The sequence below is a fragment of the Nocardiopsis changdeensis genome, from assembly GCF_018316655.1.
Classification (GTDB): domain Bacteria; phylum Actinomycetota; class Actinomycetes; order Streptosporangiales; family Streptosporangiaceae; genus Nocardiopsis; species Nocardiopsis changdeensis.
The window spans coordinates 2,194,765-2,215,924 of the sequence record NZ_CP074133.1; the positions used below are offsets into that span (position 1 = coordinate 2,194,765).

The window sequence follows — 21,160 nt, forward strand, 5'->3', positions numbered from 1 at the left end:
GTCGGGGCCGCCGCGGACCGTCGATACCGGAGGGGCGATGAATCCCAAGGAACAGGCCGAGGAGCTGGCCGCCCGGACCCTGGAGGGCACCCGGGAGCGCCTGGAGGGGCTGTCGGGCCTGCCCACCGCCGAGCACGTGGAGGTCTTCGACTCCCTGCACCGCGAGCTGTCCGCGGTGCTGGGGGCCCTGGACCAGGGGCCGGCGCCGCAGTCGCCGGTATCCTAGGTGATCATGGCGAAACGTACTCGGCTCGACGCGGAACTGGTCCGCCGCGGGCACGCACGCTCACGCGGCCACGCGGCCGAGATCATCGAGGGGGGCCTGGTCAAGGTGGCCGGGATCGTGGCCTCCAAGCCGGCCACCCAGGTCGGACAGGACCAGCCCATCGTGGTGCGCACTCCTTCCGACGAGCCCCCCTATGTGTCCCGCGGGGCGCACAAGCTCATCGGGGCCCTCGACGCGTTCTCCCTGGACGTGGCCGACCGGCGCGCCCTGGACGCGGGCGCCTCCACCGGCGGGTTCACCGACGTGCTGCTGCGCCGGGGCGCGGCCCACGTGACCGCCGTGGACGTGGGCTACGGCCAGCTGGCGTGGTCGCTGCGCAGCAACGACCGGGTGCGGGTCATGGAGCGGGTCAACGTCCGCGAGCTCACCCCGGAGATGGTCGGCGAGCCGCGCCCGGACCTGGTGGTGGGCGACCTGTCGTTCATCTCCCTGAAGCTGGTGCTGGGGCCGCTGCGGGACGCGGTCGCCCCCGGGGCCGACTTCGCCATGATGGTCAAGCCCCAGTTCGAGGTCGGCAAGGACCGGGTGGGCGCGGGCGGTGTGGTGCGCGAGCCCGAGCTGCGCGCCGGGGCCGTGGCCGACGTGGCCGCCCACGCCCTCACCCTGGGCCTGGGCACGGTCGACGTGGCGGCCAGCCCGCTGCCCGGTCCCTCGGGCAACGTCGAGTACTTCCTGTGGCTGCGCTCGGGCGCCCCGGCGCTGGACGCGGCCCGGCTGGAGCGGGCGGTGGCGGAGGGGCCGGCCTAGGGCGTGGCACCCTGTCGCACGGGTCCGGTAACGTGACCCGGCCGGGTGGGCGCACAGGCCCCCCGGCCCGCATTCGAACTCCCCTTCGGGGAGTGGACGTAAGGGGACGACGATGACCAGGACCGGCGGACGCAGTGTTCTCCTGCTGGCCCACACCGGTCGGCCCGCGGCGGTGCGCAGCGCACGGCTGGTCCACGAGAGCCTCAGCAGCGCCGGGCTGACCGTGCGCATGCTCAAGGACGAGGTGGACGAGCTCGCCGAGGCGGGCTGTGTCCTGTCCCCGATCGAGGTCGTCGAACCGGAGTCCGCGGCCGAGGGCGTGGAGCTGGTCATGGTGCTGGGCGGCGACGGCACGCTGCTGCGGGCGGCCGAGCTGGCCCGGCCCGCGGGCGCCCCGCTGCTGGGCGTGAACCTGGGGCACGTCGGGTTCCTGGCCGAGGCCGAGCGCGAGGACCTGGGCGCGACCGTCCGCAGCGTCGTGGAGCACAACTACGACGTCGAGGAGCGGATGACCCTGGACGTGGCCGTGTTCAACGGCGGCCGTGCCGACGGGGTCCCCTCGGTGCGCACGTGGGCGCTCAACGACGCCACGCTGGAGAAGGGCGAGTCGCGGCGGATCGTCGAGGCGGTCCTGGAGGTCGACGGCCGCCCGCTGTCGCGGTGGGCGTGCGACGGGGTGGTGTGCGCCACACCGACGGGGTCGACGGCGCACGCCTTCTCCGCGGGCGGCCCGGTGGTGTGGCCGGATGTCGAAGCCCTGCTGGTGGTGCCGTTGAGCGCGCACGCGCTGTTCGCCCGGCCGCTGGTGGTGGGCCCGCGGGCGACGGTGGCGCTGGAGGTGCTGCCGGACACGGCGCCGGGCGTGCTCTGGTGCGATGGACGGCGTATGGTCGAATTGCCCGCCGGGGCACGGATCGAGATCACCCGTGCCGATACGCCGGTCCGGTTGGCCCGGCTGCACCGGGCGCCGTTCACCGACCGGCTGGTGGCCAAGTTCGGCCTCCCCGTGGCGGGGTGGCGCGGCCGCCGGGAACAGGGCCGCTGACCGCGTGCGCACCCGCGCGGGTGCGCCGTCCGGGAGGCGCGGGAGAACGTCAAGACAGTGTGGCCGACGATCAGGAGAGGGTTCGGTGCTCGAAGAAGTCCGCATCCAGGGACTCGGGGTCATCGACGACGCCGTGTTGGAGTTGTCACCGGGGTTGACGGTCGTCACCGGTGAGACCGGCGCGGGTAAGACCATGGTCGTCACCGGGCTGGGACTGCTCTTCGGTGGTCGCGCCGACCCCCAGCGGGTCCGGCCCGGCGCCGACCGGGCGCTGGTCGAGGGCCGGCTGACGGTCCCGCGCGAGGGCCGGGTGGCCGAGCGGGTCTCGGAGGCCGGCGGCGAGCTCGACGACGACGTGCTGATCGTGGCGCGCACCGTGTCCGCCGAGGGCCGCTCCCGGGCGACGCTGGGCGGCCGGTCGGCGCCGGTGAGCCTGCTGGCGTACCTGGCCGACGACCTGGTGGCCGTGCACGGCCAGTCCGACCAGCAGCGGCTGCTGCGCACCGACCGCCAGCGCGCGTCGCTGGACCGGTTCGCGGGCGAGGAGCTGGGCAAGGCCCTGAAGCAGTACGCGGCGGCCCACCGGCGGCACCGCGAGGTGTCGGAGGAGCTGACGGAGCTGACCGAGCGGGCGCGCGAGCGCGCCCAGGAGGCGGACATGCTCCGGTTCGGGGTGGAGGAGATCGCCGCGGCCCAGCCGGTCTCGGGCGAGGACGCCGAGCTGCTGGCGGAGGAGACCCGGCTGGCGCACGCCGACGGGCTCCGGGTGGCGGCCACCACCGCGCACGAGGCGCTGGTGGGCGACCCGGCCTCCGACGTGGAGGTGGACGTGTCGGCGCTGCTGTCGGCGGCCCGCCAGGCGGTGGCGGCGGTGCGCGAGCACGACCCGGAGCTGGCGGCGATCGGCGAGCGGCTGGACGAGGCGTCCTACATCCTGACCGACGCGGCCACGGAGCTGGCCTCCTACGCCGAGTCGGTGGACGCCGACCCGGCCCGGCTGGCGCACGTGCAGGAGCGGCGGGCGCTGCTCACCTCGCTCTCGCGCAAGTACGGCGAGACCGCGGACGACATCCTGGCCTGGGCCGAGGACGCGGCCAAGCGGCTGGCGTCCCTGGAGGGCGACGACGAGCGCATCGAGGAGCTGCGGGCCGAGGCCGAGGAGCTGTACGGGCGGATGGACCACTGGGCGGGCGAGCTCACCCGGATCCGCACCGAGGCGGCCGAGCGGTTCGGCGCGGCGGTCACCGAGGAGCTGACCGCCCTGGCGATGCCGCACGCGCGGGTGAGCGTGCGGATCACCACGGGGCAGGACTTCGGGTCCCACGGGCGCGACGAGGTGGAGCTGCTGCTGGCACCGCACCCCAGCGCCCGGCCGCTGCCGCTGCACAAGGGCGCCTCGGGCGGTGAGCTGTCCCGGGTGATGCTGGCGATCGAGGTCGTGTTCGCGGGCGCCGACCCGGTGCCGACCTTCGTGTTCGACGAGGTCGACGCAGGTGTGGGCGGCAAGGCCGCGGTCGAGATCGGCCGCCGCCTGGCACGCCTGGCGCGCCGGTCCCAGGTCATCGTGGTCACCCACCTGCCGCAGGTGGCGGCGTTCGCCGACGCCCACCTGGTGGTCGAGAAGTCCACCGACGGGCTGGTCACCGAGAGCGGTGTGCTGCGCCTGGACCGGGGCGGCCGGGTGCGCGAGCTGTCGCGGATGCTCGCGGGTCTGGAGGATTCCGAGCTGGGCCGGGCGCACGCCGAGGAACTGCTGGTCAACGCCGATCCGGAGCGCGCCTACCCGGCGGCCTGAGGACGTCCCCGGCGGGTCCGCCGTGACATGTGATGGGTGAGTCGCCCCGAGACGGGTAGGGGCCGGGGTGCGGCGCCATGGGCGCCGATGACCGAACACGCCGACCACCACGCTGTTATGACTCTGCGTAGGCGAGTTCTGACAGTATGCCAGCGATGAAGGTATCGGACGCGCTCAGCGCCACAGTCATGCGGTTCCGCCGGACCCGGGCGGACTCTCCCTCCGGGCTGGTCGCTCCCGTGCGCTCGGACCGGCGCACCAAGAACCTGACCAAGCGCCTGCGCCCCGGCGACATCGCGGTCATCGACCACGTCGACCTGGACCGCGTCAGCGCCGAGGCGCTGGTCGGGTGCGGGGTGTCGGCGGTCCTCAACGTCGCCCGGAGCATCTCGGGCCGCTATCCCAACCAGGGCCCGGAACTCATCACCCAGGCGGGCATCCCGCTGGTCGACGACGTCGACCCCGAGGTGTTCACCCGGGTCCGCGACGGCGAACCTCTGCGCCTGGAGGGCGGGGTGCTCTACCGGGGCGGGGAACCCGTCGCCAAGGGGACCGTGCAGACCCCCGAGACGGTCGCCGCCGCCATGGCCGAGGCCCGCGCCGGGCTGGCCACCCAGCTGGAGGCGTTCGCGGCCAACACCATGGCCTACCTCCAGCACGAGCGCGACCTGCTGCTGGACGGCATCGGCATCCCCGAGATCTCCACGGAGATGGAGGGCCGCCACGTCCTGATCGTCGTGCGCGGCTACCACTACCGGGAGGACATCGCCGCGCTGCGGCCCTACATCCGCGAGTTCCGGCCGGTGATCATCGCCGTGGACGGCGGGGCCGACGCGGTCATGGAGGGCGGCTACCGGCCCGACATCATCGTCGGGGACTTCGACTCGGTCTCGGACCGGGCACTGGCCAGCGGCGCCGAGCTGGTCGTGCACGCCTACCGGGACGGGCGGGCCCCCGGGCTCCAGCGCCTGACCGACCTGGGCTACCCGGCCGTGGTCTTCCCCGCGACCGGCACCAGCGAGGACGTGGCGATGATGCTCGCCGACGGTGCCGGGGCCTCCCTCATCGTGGCGGTGGGCACGCACGCCACCCTGGAGGAGTTCCTCGACAAGGGGCGGTCGGGGATGGCCAGCACCTTCCTCACCCGGCTCCGGGTGGGCGGCAAGCTCGTGGACGCCAAGGGCGTGAGCCGCCTGTACCGTTCGCGGATCTCCCCCTGGGCGCTGCTCGGGCTGGTCGCGGCCAGCCTGCTGACCATCGTGGTCGCCGCCTACAGCTCACCGGCCGGGCAGGTCTACCTCACGTTCCTCGCGGCGCGCTGGGACGCCTTCTCCTACTGGCTGACGGGGCTGTTCACGTGATCGATTTCCGCTACCACCTGGTGTCCATCATCGCGGTGTTCCTGGCGCTGACGGTGGGGCTCGTCCTGGGCACCACCATGCTCCAGGACCCGCTGCTCGACACGTTGCAGGACGAGACCGCCGAGCTGCGGGGCCAGACCGAGGACCTGCGCGCCGAGCGCGACGTCGCCGACCGGGTCAACGCCGGAGCCGACGAGCTCGCCGACGCCGCCGCCGGGGACCTGCTGGAGGACCGGCTGCGGGGCCTGGACGTGGTGCTGGTGCAGGCGCCGGGCGCCGACGCCGACACGGCGGCCTCGCTGGAGGACCGCGTGAAGGAGGCGGGCGGCTCGGTCTCCGGGCGGATCGAGGTCCGCTCGGAGTTCGTCGACCCGAGCAACACCGCGTTCGTCGACGAGCTGGCGCTCCAGGTCTCCGCCGACCCGGCATCCCTGGAGGGCGTGGGGACCTATGAGAAGGCGGGCACCGAGATCGGCCGGGCCCTGGCCCGCTCCTCCGAGCGCGACGGCGACGGGGAGGACCGGGAGGAAGGCGGCCGGAACGGCGGGCACGACCCGGCCGCCGCGCTGGAGACGTTCGTCGAGGGCGGGCTGATCTCGGTGCACGGGGAGCCCGCGGGCGGGACCGACGCGGTGGTGGTGGTCGCCCCGTCCTCGGCCGAGCAGGCCGGGCGCGAGGACCGGGAGGCCGAGAACACGGTGCTGGCGTCGTTCTCCTCGGCCCTGCACGACCGGGTCGAGGGGCTGGTGCTGGCGGGGGACGTGCCGTCCTCGCGCGGGGACGGGATGCTCGCCCGGGCCCGGGCCTCGGAGGCGGGTTTCGCGACCGTGGACATGGCGGGCCGCCCGATGGGCGACATCGTGGCGGTGCTGGCGCTGGCCGAGGACGTCGACGGCGACGGCGCCGCCTACGGGGTGGGCGAGGGGGTGCGCGGGTTCATGCCGGACCCGCTGCCCGAGCCCCGGGCGTCGGCCTCGCCTTCGCCGTCCCCGTCGCCGGACACCGACGAGGCCCGCAGGGCCGCCCGGGGGGAGGAGTGATGGACCCGTCCTTCCAGCGCCCGGGCGCCGGCCGCCGCCGGAACCCCGTCTCCGCGTCCGCCGTGCAGGGGCTGGTCGGCGCCGCGGTCGCGGCGGCGGCCGCCCGTACCGCCTACACCCTGCTCACCCGTGCCGCCGCCGACCGCGACGGCGCCGCGGAGTCCCCTCCGGCGGCGGAACCCGCTCCGGCCGCGGAGACCGCTCCGGCCGGGGGACCCGGCCCGGCCGCGTGGTGGCGGACCAACTTTCGGGGGCGGCGGGTGACCCTCCAGGAGGGTCCGGCCCTGGCCTCGGGTGTGTGCGCGGCGAGCCTGCTCACGCCCGGCCTGGACCCCCGGGTGCGGGCCGCGACGGCGCTGGCCGCCGCCGGGGCGGCCGCGTTCGGCGCCTACGACGACCTGGCCGGATCCGCCGACGCCCGCGGGCTGCGCGGCCACCTGGGCGCCCTGGCCCGGGGGCGGGTGACCACCGGGGCGGTGAAGATGGCGGGTATCGGCGCCACCGGCCTGGCCGCCGCCGCCCTGCTGCGCCGCGGCCCCCTCGACACCCTCGTGGACGGGGCGCTCATCGCCGCGGGCGCCAACCTGGTGAACCTCTTCGACCTGCGCCCGGGCCGCGCCGTCAAACTCGGCCTGCTGGCCGCCCTGCCCGGGCTGGCCTCCCCGGCGGCCCCGGTGCTGGCGCCCACCGTCGGCGCCTGCGCGGCCCTGCTCCCCGACGACCTCGCCGAGCGCTCCATGCTCGGCGACGCCGGAGCCAACGCCCTGGGCGCCGCCCTGGGCGCGGCGGCGGCCGCCCGCGCCCCCCGCCCGGTGCGGCTGGCGCTGCTGGGCGGGGTCGTGGCCCTGACCCTGGCCAGCGAGGTCACGAGTTTCTCCAGGGTCATCGACCGGGTGCCGCCGCTGCGGGCACTGGACCGCTGGGGGCGGTGCGCGTGAGGGGCCCGGGGTGTCCCGCCTCGCCGCCGGGGTGACGCAGGGGGTCGGCCGGGCCGCGCTGCTCATCGCGGCGGTCACCGTCGGCGCCCGGGTGGCGGGGTTCGGGCGCACGGTGGTCTTCTCCCAGACGGTGGGCGACACCTGCCTGGGCACGGCCTACATCACCGCCAACCAGCTGCCCGCGGTGCTGTTCGAGATCGTCATCGGCGGGGCGCTGACCGCGGTGGTGGTCCCGGTGCTGGCGGCCGCGGCCGGGCGGGGCGAGCGGGAGCAGGTGGAGCACACGGCGTCGGCGCTGCTGACCTGGGTGCTGCTGCTGTCGGTGCCGCTGGCCGGGCTGATCGCGCTGTCCGCCCCCTACGCGATGGCGCTGATGCTGGGAGCGGGCGCGGGCTGCGACCCCGGGGTGCTGGCCGCGCTGTCGGTGCGGATGCTGCTGGTGTTCGCCCCGCAGGTGGTGTTCTACGGGCTGGCGGCGGTGCTGTACGGGGTGCTGCAGGCGCACCGGCGGTTCCTGTCCCCGGCGGCGGCGCCGCTGGTGTCGAGCGTGGTGGTCATCTGCTCCTACCTGCTGTTCGTTCCGCTGGGCGGCGCTCACCGGCAGGACCCGGCCGGGCTGCCCCTGGGGGCGGAGCTGGTGCTGTCGCTGGGGACGACGGCCGGAGTGGTGGCCCTGTTCCTGACGGTGCTGGGCCCGGCGCTGCGGCTGGGGCTGCGCTGGCGTCCTCGGCTGGTCTTCCCGCCCGGTGTGGGCCGGCGGGTGCGGTCCCTCGCGGCGGCGTCCCTGGTGCCGCTGGTGGCGATGCAGGCGTGCCTGCTGCTGTCGGTGGCGCTGGCCAACCGCGGCGGCGGGGCGGGCGGATCGGTGCTGTACTCCTACGCGTGGGCGCTGTTCACCCTGCCCTACGGGGTGATCGCGGTCCCCATCGCCACCAGCGCCTTCACCGCGCTGGCGGTGGCGCACGCCGACCGCGACCGGGGCGCGTACGCGGAGCTGGTGGCGGGGCCCGCGCGGGCCACCGCGGTGCTGACCGCCGCGGTGGGCACCGCCCTGGCGGCCGCGGCGGCGCCGGTGGCCGAGGTGTTCGCCCGCAACGACCCGGTGGCGTTGGAACGGGCCCTGGCGGCCTACGCGCCCGGTGTGGTGGGGTTCGGACTGGTGGCGCTGTTCAGCCGGGCGCTGTACGCCTCCCACCACGGCAGGCCCGCGGCGGCCGCCCAGACCCTGGGCTGGCTGCTGGTGATGGCGTGCTCGGCGGTGTCGGTGGCGCTGGTGCCGCCCGGGTGGGCGATCGCCGCCCTGGGCTGGTCGACGACACTGGGACTGACGTGCGCGGCGCTGGCCTGCGCGGTGGCCGTGGGGCGGGTGCACGGCCCGGCGGCGCTGGCCGGGGCGGGGCGGTCGCTCGCGGCGGTGGCGGCGGGCGGTGCGCTGGGCTGGGCGGCGGGCCGGCCGGTGGCCTCGGCGCTGGCGGGCGGCGGGGTGTGGTCCTCGGCTGGGGCGGCCCTGGCGTCGGGTGTGCTGGCGGTGGTGGTGTTCGCCCTGGTGGCGGCCGTGGTGGACCGGCCGTCGGCGCGGGCGGCCCTGGATCGGGTCCGGAGCGTGTTCGAACGCAGGAGGGGGAGCCGGTGAACGGCAGGATCGCGTTGGTGCTGGGGACCAGTACCGGTGGGGCGGGCAGGCATGTGCGGTCCCTGGGCGAGGGGCTGGTGCGGCGGGGGTACCGGGTGGCGGTGGTCGGCCCGGCCTCGGCCGAGCGGGAGTTCGCGTTCACCGACGCCGGGATGCGGTTCGCGCCGGTGCGGATCGGGGCGGCCCCCTCGGTCGCCGATCCCGCGACGGTCCTGCGGCTGCGGTCGGTGCTCGGCGGCGCCGACGTGGTGCACGCCCACGGGATGCGGGCCGGCGCGCTGTGCGCCCTGGCGGGGGCACGCCCCCTGGTGGTGACGGCGCACAACGCCCCGCCGCCGGTGGACGGCCTGAAGGCGGCCGCCTACCCGGTGCTGGAGAGGATCGTGGCGCTGCGCGCCGACGTGGTGCTGGGGGTGTCGGGGGACCTGGTGCGGCGGCTGGAGCGGGTGGGGGCGCGCGACGCCCGTCCGGCGGTGGTGGCGGCGCCCGACACCGGCCCCCCGGTCAAGGGCCGGGAGGCGACCCGGTCGGACCTGGCGGTGCTGCCCGAGCGGCCGCTGCTGCTGACCATCGCCCGGCTGGCCGAGCAGAAGGGCCTGGACATGCTGCTGGAGGCGGCCCCGCGGATCGCCGCCCGGCACCCGGAGCCGGTCATCGCGATCGCGGGGGACGGGCCGCTGTGGGGGACCCTGCACGACACCGCCGCGGAGCTGGGGGCCGACGTGCGGATGCTGGGGCACCGCACGGACGTGGCCGACCTGCTGGCGGCCGCCGACGTGTTCTGCCTGACCAGCCAGTGGGAGGGGCCGTCGCTGGTGATCATGGAGGCGCTGCGGGCGGGGCTGCCGGTGGTGTCCACCCGCGTGGGCGGCATCCCGGACCTGTACTCGGGGACGGTGCTCATGGTGCCGCCGGGCGACCCGCAGGCGTTCGCGGCGGCGGTGGGGCGGGTGCTGGACGATCCGGCCCTCGCCGCGGACCTGCGGGCGCGGTCCGCCGCGGCGGCGCGGTCGCTGCCCGGCGAGGAGGACGCGGTGGCGGCGGCGTGCGCGGTGTACAAGTCGGTACTGGGGCGGTGACACGGGAAAAGCGGCACGGGAAAAGTCGGTGACGCGGGAAAAGGGAATGTCAGGGGCGTTTTGTGCCTTATATACCCGGATCCCCTGTTCGTTCGCCGGATATCCGCCAGGAGCGGATGATGTGTCCTGGGGGTCGTGCTACTTCGTCCTCCGCGCTACTTCTGCGGAGAGGGCGGATGTGGCATCGTGGTCACAGGCCGGGCGTGCACGGTCACATCGTGCGGCCGGTATCCTGGCCTGGCATGTGAGGGGAGTATCCCTGTCGCGGCGGTGTCGTCATCACGGAACACAAGGGCGTGTTCCCGGTACCGTCGGTTCGTCCTGGATTCCGAGGCGAGCGGGAGAGACCTCCGGCGGTTCGACGTGCGTGCAAACAGCCCGCGCGCACTGACCGGAGGAGTTAACGACAGTGAACGTACCCTTGTGGGTCTGGGTCGCCACGATCGGCGCCATGATCGCGATCCTGGTCATCGACCTCGCCATCGTGGACCACCCGTGGAGCAAGAAGAAGGGCCCCCAGGAGTTCGGGGTCAAGCAGGCGGCCTGGTGGGCCGCCTTCTACATCGGCATCGCCATCATCTTCGGCTTCGGTGTGTGGTACTACGGCGGTGCGACCGCCGGCGCGGAGTACTTCGCCGGGTTCGTCACCGAGAAGAGCCTGAGCGTCGACAACCTCTTCGTCTTCTACCTGCTGATGGGCTCCTTCGCGGTGCCCAAGAAGTACCAGCACGAGGTGCTGCTCATCGGCATCGTCATCGCGCTGATCATGCGCGGTATCTTCATCATCCTCGGCGCCCAGGTCATCAACGCCTGGAGCGAGGTCTTCTACCTGTTCGGCGCCTTCCTCATCTACACCGGGTACAAGATCGTCCGGGACCACATGAAGGGCGACGAGGAGGAGAAGGACTTCACCCAGACGCCGGTCGTGCGCCTGGTCAAGCGGTTCTGGCCGGTCACCGACGGCTACCACGGCGCGCACCTGACGGTGAAGCTCGACGGCAAGCGCCACATCACCCCGATGCTGCTGGTCATCCTGGCCATCGGCGTCATCGACCTGGTCTTCGCGGTCGACTCGATCCCGGCGATCTTCGGCCTCACCCAGGACGCCTACATCGTCTTCACCGCCAACGCGTTCGCCCTGCTGGGCCTGCGCCAGCTGTACTTCCTGCTGGCCGGCCTGATGGACCGCCTGTCCTACATCAGCTGGGGCCTGTCGGCGATCATGGTGTTCATCGGCATCAAGATGATTCTGCACGCGCTGCACGAGAACGGCGTGCACGTCCCGGAGATCAGCACCTCCCTGTCCCTGACGGTGATCATCGGCGTCATGGTGATCACGATCGTCGGCAGCCTGATCAAGTCCGCGGCCGACAAGCGCAACGCCCCTCCCGCCGTCGAGGAGGAGGGCGAGAGGGACTCCGCGGCCGACCGCTCCTGACGGCCGTCCCGCGCTCCCGCCCGGGGGCGGTCCCGTTCACCGGGACCGCCCCCGGTTCTTTTTCCCCGGGCCGCGCGAAAACCCGGACGTCGAACACACGTTCGTCTATAGTGGACCCCGTATCGGCGTCGGGGCATCAGGACACGGCACTTCTCCGTTGCGGAAGATTCCGTCGGCGGGGGTCGTTAGTCTTGACGGACGGGGAGGCCCACGCCCTCCCCACCCCCCTTCAGCGGCCCGGATCCGGGGCCGGGGCGGTCGTCCGGGGGACCCGACCGCCGAACACACGAACCGCGCACGGCAGGCCGACGCCCGACCGGTGCCCTGTGTGCCACAGCCGAAGGATGTCTGACTCGATGGTCGAACAACTGGTAGTCCGGGGTGCCCGGGAGCACAACCTCAAGGACGTGTCGCTGGACCTGCCCCGCGACGCCATGATCGTGTTCACCGGCCTGTCCGGTTCGGGCAAGTCCTCGCTGGCCTTCGACACGATCTTCGCCGAGGGGCAGCGCCGCTACGTCGAATCCCTGTCGGCGTACGCCCGCCAGTTCCTGGGCCAGATGGACAAGCCCGACGTGGACTTCATCGAGGGGCTGTCCCCGGCGGTGTCCATCGACCAGAAGTCCACCAGCCGCAACCCCCGCTCCACCGTCGGCACCATCACCGAGGTGTACGACTACCTGCGGCTGCTGTGGGCGCGCATCGGCGTCCCGCACTGCCCGCAGTGCCGCCGGGAGATCTCCCGGCAGAGCCCGCAGCAGATCGTGGACCGGGTGCTGGAGATGACCGAGGGCACCCGCTTCCAGGTGCTGGCCCCGGTGGTGCGCGGCCGCAAGGGCGAGTACCTCGAACTGTTCAAGGACCTGCAGTCCAAGGGGTACACCCGCGCGGTCGTGGACGGCCGGCCGGTGCGCCTGGACGAGGCGCCCAAGCTGGGCCGCTACGACAAGCACGACATCTCGGTGATCGTGGACCGGCTCTCCGTCAAGGAGTCCTCCCGCGGGCGGCTGACCGACTCGGTGGAGACCGCGCTCAAGCTGGCCGGCGGGACCATCGTGCTGGACTTCGTCGACCTGGCCGAGGACGACCCCGAGCGCGAGAAGGTCTTCTCCGAGCACCTGTACTGCCCCTACGACGACCTGTCCTTCGAGCAGCTGGAGCCGCGCTCCTTCTCCTTCAACGCCCCCTACGGCGCCTGCCCGGAGTGCTCGGGCCTGGGCACCCGCATGGAGGTCGACCCGGAGCTGATCGTCCCCGACCCGGCCAAGACCCTGGCCGAGGGCGCCCTGGCCCCCTGGTCGGGCGGCCCCAACGGCGGGTACTGGGAGCGGCTGCTCACCGCCCTGGGCGAGTCGGTCGGGTTCGTCCTGGACACCCCCTGGGAGAAGCTGCCCAAGCGCGCCCGCAAGGCGATCCTGGAGGGGCACGACACCCAGGTCCACGTCAGCTACCGCACCAAGTACAACCGCGAGCGGTCCTACTACACCGACTTCGAGGGCGTCGTCCCCTGGGTCAAGCGCCGCTACACCGAGACCGAGAGCGACTACGGCCGCGAGCGCCTCGAGGGCTACATGCGCAGCGTGCCCTGCCCCGCCTGCGAGGGGACCCGGCTCAAGCCGGTGGTGCTCGCGGTGACCGTGGGCGGGCGGTCCATCGCCGAGGTGGCGTCGATGTCGCTGGCCGAGAGCGCCCGCTTCCTGGCCGACCTGCGGCTGTCGGACCGCGACGCGGTCATCGCCGCCCAGGTCCTCAAGGAGATCAACGCCCGGCTGGGCTTCCTGCTGGACGTGGGCCTGGACTACCTCAGCCTGGCCCGCTCCTCCGGCTCGCTCTCGGGCGGCGAGGCCCAGCGCATCCGGCTGGCCACCCAGATCGGCTCGGGCCTGGTGGGCGTGCTCTACGTGCTGGACGAGCCCTCCATCGGCCTGCACCAGCGCGACAACGCCCGCCTGCTGGAGACCCTCCAGCGGCTGCGCGACATCGGCAACACGCTCATCGTCGTGGAACACGACGAGGACACCATCCGCGCCGCCGACTGGGTGGTCGACATCGGCCCGGGCGCGGGCGAGCACGGCGGCCACGTGGTGGTGTCGGGCATCGTGGACGAGCTGCTCACCAACGAGGCGTCGCTCACCGGCGACTACCTGTCCGGGCGCCGCTCCATCGACCTGCCGGCGGTGCGCCGCCCGCTCACCAAGGGGCACGAGCTGGTCGTCAAGGGCGCCCGCGAGAACAACCTGCGCGACATCGACGTGGCCTTCCCGCTGGGGGTGTTCACCGCCGTCACCGGGGTGTCGGGCTCGGGCAAGTCCACGCTGGTCAACGAGATCCTGTACAAGGCGCTGGCCAAGGAGCTCAACGGGGCGCGCGACGTCCCGGGCCGGCACGTGCGGGTCAACGGCCTGAACAAGGTCGACAAGGTCGTGCACGTGGACCAGAGCCCCATCGGGCGCACCCCGAGGTCCAACCCGGCCACCTACTCGGGGGTCTTCGACCACATCCGCAAGCTGTTCGCGCAGACCACCGACGCCAAGACGCGCGGCTACCAGCCGGGCCGGTTCTCGTTCAACGTCAAGGGCGGGCGCTGCGAGGCCTGCTCCGGCGACGGCACGCTCAAGATCGAGATGCAGTTCCTGCCGGACGTGTACGTGCCCTGCGAGGTGTGCCACGGCGCCCGCTACAACCGGGAGACGCTCCAGGTCAAGTACAAGGGCAGGAACATCGCCGAGGTCCTGGACATGCCGATCTCGGAGGCGCTGGAGTTCTTCGAGCCGGTCAACGCCATCCGCCGCCACCTGCAGACCCTCACCGACGTGGGGCTGGGGTACGTGCGCCTGGGCCAGCCCGCCACCACCCTGTCGGGCGGCGAGGCGCAGCGGGTCAAGCTCGCCGCCGAGCTGCAGCGCCGCTCCACCGGCCGCACCGTGTACGTGCTGGACGAGCCCACCACGGGCCTGCACTTCGAGGACATCCGCAAGCTGCTGGGGGTGCTCAACCGGCTCACCGACTCCGGCAACACGGTGATCGTCATCGAGCACAACCTGGACGTCATCAAGACCGCCGACCACATCATCGACATGGGCCCCGAGGGCGGCTCCGGCGGCGGCACCCTGGTCGCCCAGGGCACCCCCGAGGAGGTCGCGGCGGTCGCCGAGTCCTACACCGGGCGGTTCCTCGCCAAGCTGCTCTGAGCCGCACCCGCGGGTGCGCGGCCCGTCCCCGGGCCCTTCCTCCGGGGGCGGGCCGCCGTCGTCCCCGGCCGGGGGGCTTTGGCGGGGCCCGGGGCGAAGCACTCCGGACCGCCTACTACAGTGCGTCGTAGGTTTGGACGCGCAGGTGAGGAGCGGTTCGTCGTGGCGGTCGAGAAGACGTGCGGATGCGGGGTGAGCAGGCGGCGCCTGCTCGGGACGGCCGGGGCGGTCGCGGCCGTCGGGGCCGTCACCGCGGTGAGCGCCTGCGGCGGGGAGCCCCCCAAGCCGCAGGACGCCCGGCGGGGCCAGGTGGTCGGCCAGACCACCGACGTCCCCGAGGGCGGCGGCGCCGTCTTCAGCCACAGCAAGCTGGTGGTCACCCAGCCCGAGGCCGGTGACTACCGGGCCTTCGCCGCCTCCTGCACCCACGGCGGCTGCACCGTCCAGCAGGTGGAGGACGGCGTCATCCGCTGCCTGTGCCACGGCAGCGAGTTCGACTACGCCACCGGCGAGGTCGTGACGGGCCCCGCGCAGGTGGCCCTGGAGGAGTTCACGGTCACCGTCGACGGCACCGACATCATCCTGGACTGAGCGCCGCGGCGCCCAACGCGGAACGCCCGGGACCGACACGGTCCCGGGCGTTCCGCACGTTCACACAAGGGGTCAGGCGTCCTCGGGGACTTCCTCCCGGCTGCCCGGGGCGTCGCGCTCCGCGCGCCGGATCGCGGCGGAGGCGGCCGCGGCGCGGAAGGCGTCCTCGTCCTCGGCGGCCACGACCTCGGTGCGGTTGCGCGGCAGCGACTGCGGGTAGTGCTCGACCAGCCAGCCGATGAGGTGCTCGCGGATCTCGCAGGCGATGTTCCACTGGTCGCCGGTGTTGGCGGCGGTCGCCACGACGCGCACCATCACCTCGCCGTTCTCGGTGATGTCCACCACCTGGCAGGACCAGCTGCGCCCGTCCCAGTACTCGCTGGCGGTGATGAGGCGGCCCGCCTCCTCGCGCAGCTCGGCGATCGGGACCTCCCAGTCCAGCGGCATCATCACCTTGGCGGTGATCGCCGTGCCCGACTTGGTCCAGTTCTCGAAGCTGGTCGTGGTGAAGTTCGCGACCGGGACCACCAGCCGGCGCTCGTCCCAGATCTTGATGGTGACGTTGACCAGGGACAGCTCCTCGACCCGGCCCCACTCGCCCTCGACCACGACGACGTCGCCGATGCGCAGGGCGTCGCTGAACGCCAGCTGCAATCCGGCGAACAGGTTGCCCAGGGTGGACTGGGCGGCCACACCGGCGACGATGCCGATGATGCCCGCGGAGGCCAGCAGCCCGGCGCCCAGCGCCTGCACCTGCGGGAAGGTGAACAGGATCGCGGAGACCGCCACGACCACGATGATCGAGGTGACGACCCGGCGCAGCAGCCGCACCTGCGTCTGCAGGCGGCGCGCCTTGCGGTCGGCGTCCCCGTTGGCGTGGGACAGGCGGGCCAGGATGGTGTCGGTGACGGCGTAGGCGAGGCTGATGCCCAGGGCGGTCAGCGACCCGATCATCAGGATCACCATGCCGTGCCGGAGCGTGCCGTAGGTGGACCAGCCCACGTCGGTGATGCTGGGCATGCCCAGGTTGGCGCCCACCACCGCGCCCGCCGCGTACCCGGAGTAGCGGGTCCTGATCACCAGGAAGTTCGCGATGCTCCACATCTTGGCGAGCTTGTGCTTGAGCACCCAGCGCGCGGCGAACACCAGTGCCAGGGAGATGGCCACGGCGATGCCGAGGGCGATCCAGGCCCAATATTCGTCGATGTCCACGACGCGAGGCCCCCTTGTCGTTCATGTCGGAAAGGGTCGATCTACCCGCCCAACCTAGAGCATGCGGATACCCGATCGTGACGTTCGGGCGACCTGATCGTGGTGCTCGTGACGCGGCTCTCGTCCCCGGCGGGGGACGCCCGGGGCGCGAGTGGCCGGATGTCACCGCCGCACACCAGAATGGGGGCATGCCTGCGACACCTCACCTGCGTCCCGCGCCCGGCTCCATCCCGACCTCCCCGGGGGTCTACCGCTTCCGGGACGGTGCGGGCCGGGTCATCTACGTCGGCAAGGCCAAGAACCTGCGCTCGCGGCTGTCGTCGTACTTCCGGGACTTCGCGGGGCTGCACCCGCGCACCCAGCAGATGGTCTCCACCGCCGCCGACGTGGACTGGACGATCGTGGGCACCGAGGTGGAGGCGCTCCAGCTGGAGTACTCCTGGATCAAGGAGTACGACCCGCGGTTCAACGTCAAGTACCGCGACGACAAGAGCTACCCCTACCTGGCGGTGACCCTCGACGAGGAGTTCCCGCGCGTCCAGGTGATGCGCGGGGCCAAGCGCAAGGGGGTGCGCTACTTCGGCCCGTACTCGCACGCCTGGGCGATCCGCGAGACCGTGGACCTGCTGCTGCGGGTGTTCCCGGTGCGGACCTGCTCGGCGGGGGTGTTCCGGGGGGCCCGCACCAGCGGCCGCCCCTGCCTGCTGGGGTACATCGGCAAGTGCACGGCGCCGTGCACCGGGAAGATCTCCCCGGAGGACCACCGCGCCCTGGCCGACGACTTCTGCTCCTTCCTGGCCGGGGACACCGGCCGCTTCATCCGCCGCCTGGAGGGCGAGATGAGGGCCGCGGCCCAGGAGATGGAGTACGAGCGGGCGGCCCGGCTGCGCGACGACATCGAGGCCCTGCGCGCCGCGCTGGAGAAGCAGGCGGTGGTGCTGCCCGACTCCACCGACTGCGACGTGATCGCCCTGGCCGACGACCAGCTGGAGGCGGCCGTGCAGATCTTCCACGTGCGCGGCGGGCGCATCCGCGGCCAGCGCGGCTACGTGGTGGACAAGGTGGACGACGCGGGCCCCGCCGAGCTGATGGCGACGTTCCTGGGCCAGCTGTACGGCTCCGCCGAGGGCACCGAGGAGGGCGAGGGGACCGGCACCGCGGTTCCGCGCGAGGTGCTGGTCTCCCACGAGCCTGCCGACCCTGAGGCGGTGGCCGGCTGGCTGGCCGGGCACCGGGGCGCCAACGTGGACCTGCGGGTCCCCCGGCGCGGGGACAAGCGGGCGCTGATGGAGACCGTGGAGAAGAACGCCGCGGAGGCGCTGGCCCGGCACAAGACCCACCGGGCCGGGGACCTGAGCACCCGGAGCCGCGCCCTCAACGAGCTCCAGGAGGCACTGGAGCTCCAGGAGGCGCCGCTGCGCATCGAGTGCTTCGACATCTCCAACCTCCAGGGCGAGCACGTGGTCGCGTCCATGGTGGTGTTCGAGGACGGCCTGGCCCGCAAGTCCGAGTACCGGCGCTTCTCGGTGCGCGGCAGCGGCGAGGGCGGCGCCGAGCAGCACGACGTCGCGGCGATGTACGAGGTGGTCAAGCGCCGGTTCCGGCGCTACCTGGAGGAGAGCGCCCGCAGCGGCGAGGTCGCCCGGATGGGGGAGACCGGCGGCGACTCCGCCGCACAGGACGGTCACGTGATCGACGACGAGCCGAAACCCGGGAAGTTCGCCTACCCCCCTAACCTGGTGGTGGTGGACGGGGCGCGCCCCCAGGCGCAGGCCGCGCGCCGTGCCCTGGACGAGCTGGGCATCGACGACATCGCCGTCTGCGGTCTGGCCAAGCGCTTGGAGGAGGTGTGGTTGCCCGACGACGAGGACCCGGTCATCCTGCCGCGCACCAGCGAGGGCCTGTACCTGCTGCAGCGGGTGCGCGACGAGGCGCACCGGTTCGCCATCGCCTACCACCGCCAGAAGCGGGCCAAGGCGCTCACCGGGAGCGCCCTGGACGAGCTGCCCGGCCTGGGCCCGGCCCGCCGCACCGCCCTGATCAAGGCATTCGGTTCGGTCAAGCGGCTGGCGGGGGCCACGGTCGAGGAGATCGCCGCGGTGCCGGGCATCGGGCCCAAGCTGGCCGAGTCCGTGCACGCGCACCTTTCCGGGAGCCCTGCGGGACGGGAGACCGACGGGGCACCGGTACCGAACAGCACTGACGGGGGAGGAGACACATGACGGTCGAACTGGGCGGGGAGCTGCCGCCCGAGGTGGTCATCGTCACCGGGATGTCCGGTGCGGGCCGGAGCACGGCGGCCAGGGCGCTGGAGGACCTGGACTGGTTCGTGGTGGACAATCTGCCGCCGGGCCTGCTGCCGACGATGATCGAGCTGGCGGGGCGCACCCACGGCGCGGTGCCGCGGGTGGCGGTGGTCGTGGACGTGCGGTCGCTGGCGTTCACCGAGGACCTGCTGTCCACGGTGGAGGAGCTGCGCAAGCGCGACATCACGGCGCGGGTGCTGTACCTGGAGGCGGGCGACGACGCCCTGGTGCGCCGGTTCGAGGGCGTGCGCAGGCCCCACCCCCTGCAGGGCGACGGCCGGCTGACCGACGGCATCGCCCGCGAGCGCGAGACCCTGCGCGCCGTCCGCGGCGAGGCCGACCTGGTCATCGACACCTCCCAGCTCAACGTGCACCAGCTCAAGGCGCGGGTGATCGGGTTCTTCGGGGAGAGCGACGAGGCGCGTCCGCGCGCCAACGTGGTCTCCTTCGGGTTCAAGCACGGGCTGCCGGTGGACGCCGACCTGGTGCTGGACTGCCGGTTCCTGCCCAACCCCCACTGGATCCCGGAGCTGCGGCCGATGAACGGCCGCGACGAGCCGGTGCGCGACTACGTGCTGTCCCAGGACGGGGCCAAGGAGATGCTGGAGGCCTACAGCGAGGTCCTCAAGCTCACCATCGAGGGCTACCAGCGCGAGGGCAAGCACTACATGACGCTGGCGGTGGGCTGTACGGGCGGCAAGCACCGCAGCGTGGCCATGGCCGAGCAGTTCGCGGAGCGGCTGCGCACCCAGGGCGTGGAGGTCCACGTGGTGCACCGGGACGTGGGACGGGAGTGAGCGGGGGCCGGGTCAACCGAATCGCCAAGCGGGCCGTCTTCCCTTACATTGACTCGGTCACCGTCGGTGCCGATACCCCGCGGGGCGGGGGCTCCGGCGGTTCGGGGACGTCGGGCGCGTCCGCCGTCCTCGGCGGGGCGGCCCGTCGCTGCACACGGGTACGAGGGGCAGGCCACGACCATGGCGAACAGCACCGCACCGGACGGGGACGGAACACGTCCGCCCCGGGTGGTCGCGTTGGGCGGCGGGCACGGCCTGTACTCGTCCCTGTCGGCCCTGAGGCGGGTGACCACCGACGTGACCGCGGTGGTGACGGTCGCCGACGACGGCGGCTCCAGCGGGCGGCTGCGCCGCGAGCTGGGGGTGCTGCCCCCGGGAGACCTGCGGATGGCGCTGGCCGCGCTGTGCGGTGACGACGAGTGGGGCCACACCTGGAGCAACGTGATCCAGCACCGGTTCCGCTCCGAGGGCGAGCTGCACGGCCACGCCGTGGGCAACCTGCTGATCGTGGCGCTGTGGGAGCTGCTGGGCGACTCCGTGGCCGGGCTGGACTGGGTGGGCCAGCTGCTGGGCGCCCACGGCCGGGTGCTGCCGATGTCGTCGGTGCCGCTGGACATCTCCGCCGAGGTGGTGGGCGCCGACGCCGGGCGCCCCGACGAGGTGACGACGATCCGTGGCCAGGTGGCGTGCGCGAGCACCGGCGGCCGGGTGCGCTCCGTCTCGCTGATCCCGGCGGAGCCCCCGGCGGAGCCGCAGGCCGTCAAGGCGGTGCGCGAGGCGGACTGGGTGGTGTTCGGCCCCGGGTCGTGGTTCACCAGCGTGCTGCCGCACCTGCTGGTGCCGGACCTGGCGCACGCCCTGGTCACCACGCGGGCCCGGCGGGTGGTGGCGCTCAACCTGTCCCCGCAGCGGGGGGAGACCGACGACTTCCGGCCCGAGACCTACCTGGAGGTGCTGCGCGAGCACGCCCCGAAGCTGGGCGTGGACGTGGTGCTGGCCGACCGGGGGACGGTGGAGGAGGCCGAGCCGCTGGCCGCGGCCGCGCGGGACCTGGGCGGGCGGTTGGAGCTGGCCGACCTGGCGATGGGCGACGGCAGCCCCCGGCACGACCCGGAGCTGCTGGCGCGGGCCTTCGAGCGGATCCTGAACGACTGACGGGTTCCCCCTGGCGGCCCCCGGGGAACACCGCCGCCATGGGCTACGACATCACCGTGGAACGGGTCTACGACGAGGTGCGCGGGGACCGGCCGCCGGGTGCGCTGTTCCTGGTCGACCGGCTCTGGCCGCGCGGGGTCCGCAAGAGCGCGCTGGAGGGCGTGCCGTGGGTCAAGGAGGCGGGTCCCAGCTCGGAGCTGCGCACCTGGTTCGGCCACGACCCGGCCAGGTTCGAGGAGTTCGCCCGCCGCTACCGGGCGGAGCTGGCCGACCGGCCCCGGGCGCTGGAGCCGATCCTGGAGGCCGCGCGGCGGGGGCCGGTGACGCTGCTGTACTCGGCGCGCGATGAGGAGCACAATCAGGCGGTGGTGCTGCGCGACCACCTGCTGGAGCTGTTGTCATCGCAGGTCGGGGGCAATTGACCGCACACCGCCACGAACCCCGTGCCCCGCGGCGCAGACGGCGCCGTCGTGGGGGCAACACGCCGTTCAAGGGTCGGCACCGGGCGTCTCGTAACGTAGTCTCCTCGGAGAAAGTCGCTCGTGG

General features: G+C 73.4%; 17 protein-coding genes. 16 read left to right on the forward strand and 1 reads right to left on the reverse strand.

The window, feature by feature from the left end:
- The first annotated feature begins 37 nt into the window (after window positions 1–37).
- The 12 genes from KGD84_RS10075 to KGD84_RS10130 all read left to right on the forward strand — a co-directional run bounded on the left by KGD84_RS10075 (window position 38) and on the right by KGD84_RS10130 (window position 15,144).
- The gene (locus tag KGD84_RS10075) at window positions 38–226 is read left to right on the forward strand and encodes a hypothetical protein (protein WP_220560000.1); all 189 of its coding nucleotides are present in this window, start codon (window positions 38–40) and stop codon (window positions 224–226) included.
- A gap of 6 nt (window positions 227–232) precedes the next feature.
- A complete protein-coding gene (locus KGD84_RS10080; protein ID WP_220560001.1) occupies window positions 233–1,033 on the forward strand; it encodes a TlyA family RNA methyltransferase in 801 nt (266 codons plus the stop codon).
- A gap of 112 nt (window positions 1,034–1,145) precedes the next feature.
- Window positions 1,146–2,078, forward strand: a complete 933-nt coding sequence (locus KGD84_RS10085) for an NAD kinase (protein WP_220560002.1) — start codon at window positions 1,146–1,148, stop codon at window positions 2,076–2,078.
- An 85-nt stretch (window positions 2,079–2,163) separates the two neighbouring features.
- Window positions 2,164–3,873 carry a DNA repair protein RecN gene (gene recN / locus KGD84_RS10090; protein ID WP_220560004.1) on the forward strand — a complete coding sequence of 570 codons (1,710 nt, stop codon included), beginning with the start codon at window positions 2,164–2,166 and terminating at the stop codon, window positions 3,871–3,873.
- A 188-nt stretch (window positions 3,874–4,061) separates the two neighbouring features.
- On the forward strand, window positions 4,062–5,234 hold the full coding sequence (steA, locus tag KGD84_RS10095) for a putative cytokinetic ring protein SteA (protein WP_220565654.1): 1,173 nt from the start codon (window positions 4,062–4,064) through the stop codon (window positions 5,232–5,234).
- Window positions 5,231–6,274 carry a copper transporter gene (locus KGD84_RS10100; RefSeq protein ID WP_220560005.1) on the forward strand — a complete coding sequence of 348 codons (1,044 nt, stop codon included), beginning with the start codon at window positions 5,231–5,233 and terminating at the stop codon, window positions 6,272–6,274. Before steA ends, KGD84_RS10100 begins: the two co-directional genes overlap by 4 nt.
- Window positions 6,274–7,212, forward strand: a complete 939-nt coding sequence (locus tag KGD84_RS10105; protein ID WP_220560006.1) for a hypothetical protein — start codon at window positions 6,274–6,276, stop codon at window positions 7,210–7,212. Before KGD84_RS10100 ends, KGD84_RS10105 begins: the two co-directional genes overlap by 1 nt.
- A 10-nt stretch (window positions 7,213–7,222) precedes the next feature.
- Window positions 7,223–8,845, forward strand: coding sequence for a murein biosynthesis integral membrane protein MurJ (murJ, locus tag KGD84_RS10110; RefSeq protein ID WP_220560007.1), 1,623 nt, complete (start codon window positions 7,223–7,225; stop codon window positions 8,843–8,845).
- Entirely contained in the window at window positions 8,842–9,924 is a 1,083-nt protein-coding gene (locus KGD84_RS10115; RefSeq protein ID WP_220560008.1) for a glycosyltransferase family 4 protein, read from the forward strand. The genes murJ and KGD84_RS10115 overlap by 4 nt, the downstream gene beginning before the upstream one ends.
- Before the next feature lie 409 nt (window positions 9,925–10,333).
- Window positions 10,334–11,362: a TerC family protein gene (locus KGD84_RS10120; RefSeq protein ID WP_220560009.1), complete on the forward strand. Its 1,029-nt coding sequence runs from the start codon at window positions 10,334–10,336 to the stop codon at window positions 11,360–11,362.
- 356 nt (window positions 11,363–11,718) lie between these two features.
- Window positions 11,719–14,553, forward strand: coding sequence for an excinuclease ABC subunit UvrA (uvrA, locus tag KGD84_RS10125; protein ID WP_220560010.1), 2,835 nt, complete (start codon window positions 11,719–11,721; stop codon window positions 14,551–14,553).
- A 192-nt stretch (window positions 14,554–14,745) separates the two neighbouring features.
- Window positions 14,746–15,144, forward strand: a complete 399-nt coding sequence (locus tag KGD84_RS10130; RefSeq protein WP_220565655.1) for a Rieske (2Fe-2S) protein — start codon at window positions 14,746–14,748, stop codon at window positions 15,142–15,144.
- Window positions 15,145–15,216: 72 nt separating this feature from the next.
- Here the strand turns inward: KGD84_RS10130 and KGD84_RS10135 are convergent, their stop codons facing one another.
- Window positions 15,217–16,356, reverse strand: a complete 1,140-nt coding sequence (locus tag KGD84_RS10135) for a mechanosensitive ion channel family protein (protein WP_255646435.1) — start codon at window positions 16,354–16,356, stop codon at window positions 15,217–15,219.
- Window positions 16,357–16,544: 188 nt separating this feature from the next.
- On the opposite strand from KGD84_RS10135, the gene uvrC reads away from it, so the two are divergent.
- The 4 genes from uvrC (at window position 16,545) to KGD84_RS10155 (ending at window position 21,036) form a co-directional block, all read left to right on the forward strand.
- Window positions 16,545–18,578: an excinuclease ABC subunit UvrC gene (gene uvrC / locus KGD84_RS10140; protein WP_220560011.1), complete on the forward strand. Its 2,034-nt coding sequence runs from the start codon at window positions 16,545–16,547 to the stop codon at window positions 18,576–18,578.
- Entirely contained in the window at window positions 18,575–19,459 is an 885-nt protein-coding gene (rapZ, locus tag KGD84_RS10145) for an RNase adapter RapZ (protein ID WP_220560012.1), read from the forward strand. Before uvrC ends, rapZ begins: the two co-directional genes overlap by 4 nt.
- Window positions 19,460–19,639: 180 nt before the next feature.
- Window positions 19,640–20,614, forward strand: coding sequence for a gluconeogenesis factor YvcK family protein (locus KGD84_RS10150; RefSeq protein ID WP_220560014.1), 975 nt, complete (start codon window positions 19,640–19,642; stop codon window positions 20,612–20,614).
- A 38-nt stretch (window positions 20,615–20,652) separates the two neighbouring features.
- On the forward strand, window positions 20,653–21,036 hold the full coding sequence (locus KGD84_RS10155) for a DUF488 domain-containing protein (protein WP_220560015.1): 384 nt from the start codon (window positions 20,653–20,655) through the stop codon (window positions 21,034–21,036).
- Window positions 21,037–21,160 lie beyond the last annotated feature (124 nt).

What these genes read in the sequence shown, in the direction of transcription:
- uvrA (WP_220560010.1), top strand. Translation starts at nt 11,719, where the DNA reads ATGGTCGAACAACTGGTAGTCCGGGGTGCCCGGGAGCACAACCTCAAG.
- KGD84_RS10085 (WP_220560002.1), top strand. Translation starts at nt 1,146, where the DNA reads ATGACCAGGACCGGCGGACGCAGTGTTCTCCTGCTGGCCCACACCGGT.
- KGD84_RS10075 (WP_220560000.1), top strand. Translation starts at nt 38, where the DNA reads ATGAATCCCAAGGAACAGGCCGAGGAGCTGGCCGCCCGGACCCTGGAG.
- uvrC (WP_220560011.1), top strand. Translation starts at nt 16,545, where the DNA reads ATGCCTGCGACACCTCACCTGCGTCCCGCGCCCGGCTCCATCCCGACC.
- KGD84_RS10155 (WP_220560015.1), top strand. Translation starts at nt 20,653, where the DNA reads ATGGGCTACGACATCACCGTGGAACGGGTCTACGACGAGGTGCGCGGG.
- steA (WP_220565654.1), top strand. Translation starts at nt 4,062, where the DNA reads ATGCGGTTCCGCCGGACCCGGGCGGACTCTCCCTCCGGGCTGGTCGCT.
- KGD84_RS10080 (WP_220560001.1), top strand. Translation starts at nt 233, where the DNA reads ATGGCGAAACGTACTCGGCTCGACGCGGAACTGGTCCGCCGCGGGCAC.
- KGD84_RS10105 (WP_220560006.1), top strand. Translation starts at nt 6,274, where the DNA reads ATGGACCCGTCCTTCCAGCGCCCGGGCGCCGGCCGCCGCCGGAACCCC.
- KGD84_RS10150 (WP_220560014.1), top strand. Translation starts at nt 19,640, where the DNA reads ATGGCGAACAGCACCGCACCGGACGGGGACGGAACACGTCCGCCCCGG.
- rapZ (WP_220560012.1), top strand. Translation starts at nt 18,575, where the DNA reads ATGACGGTCGAACTGGGCGGGGAGCTGCCGCCCGAGGTGGTCATCGTC.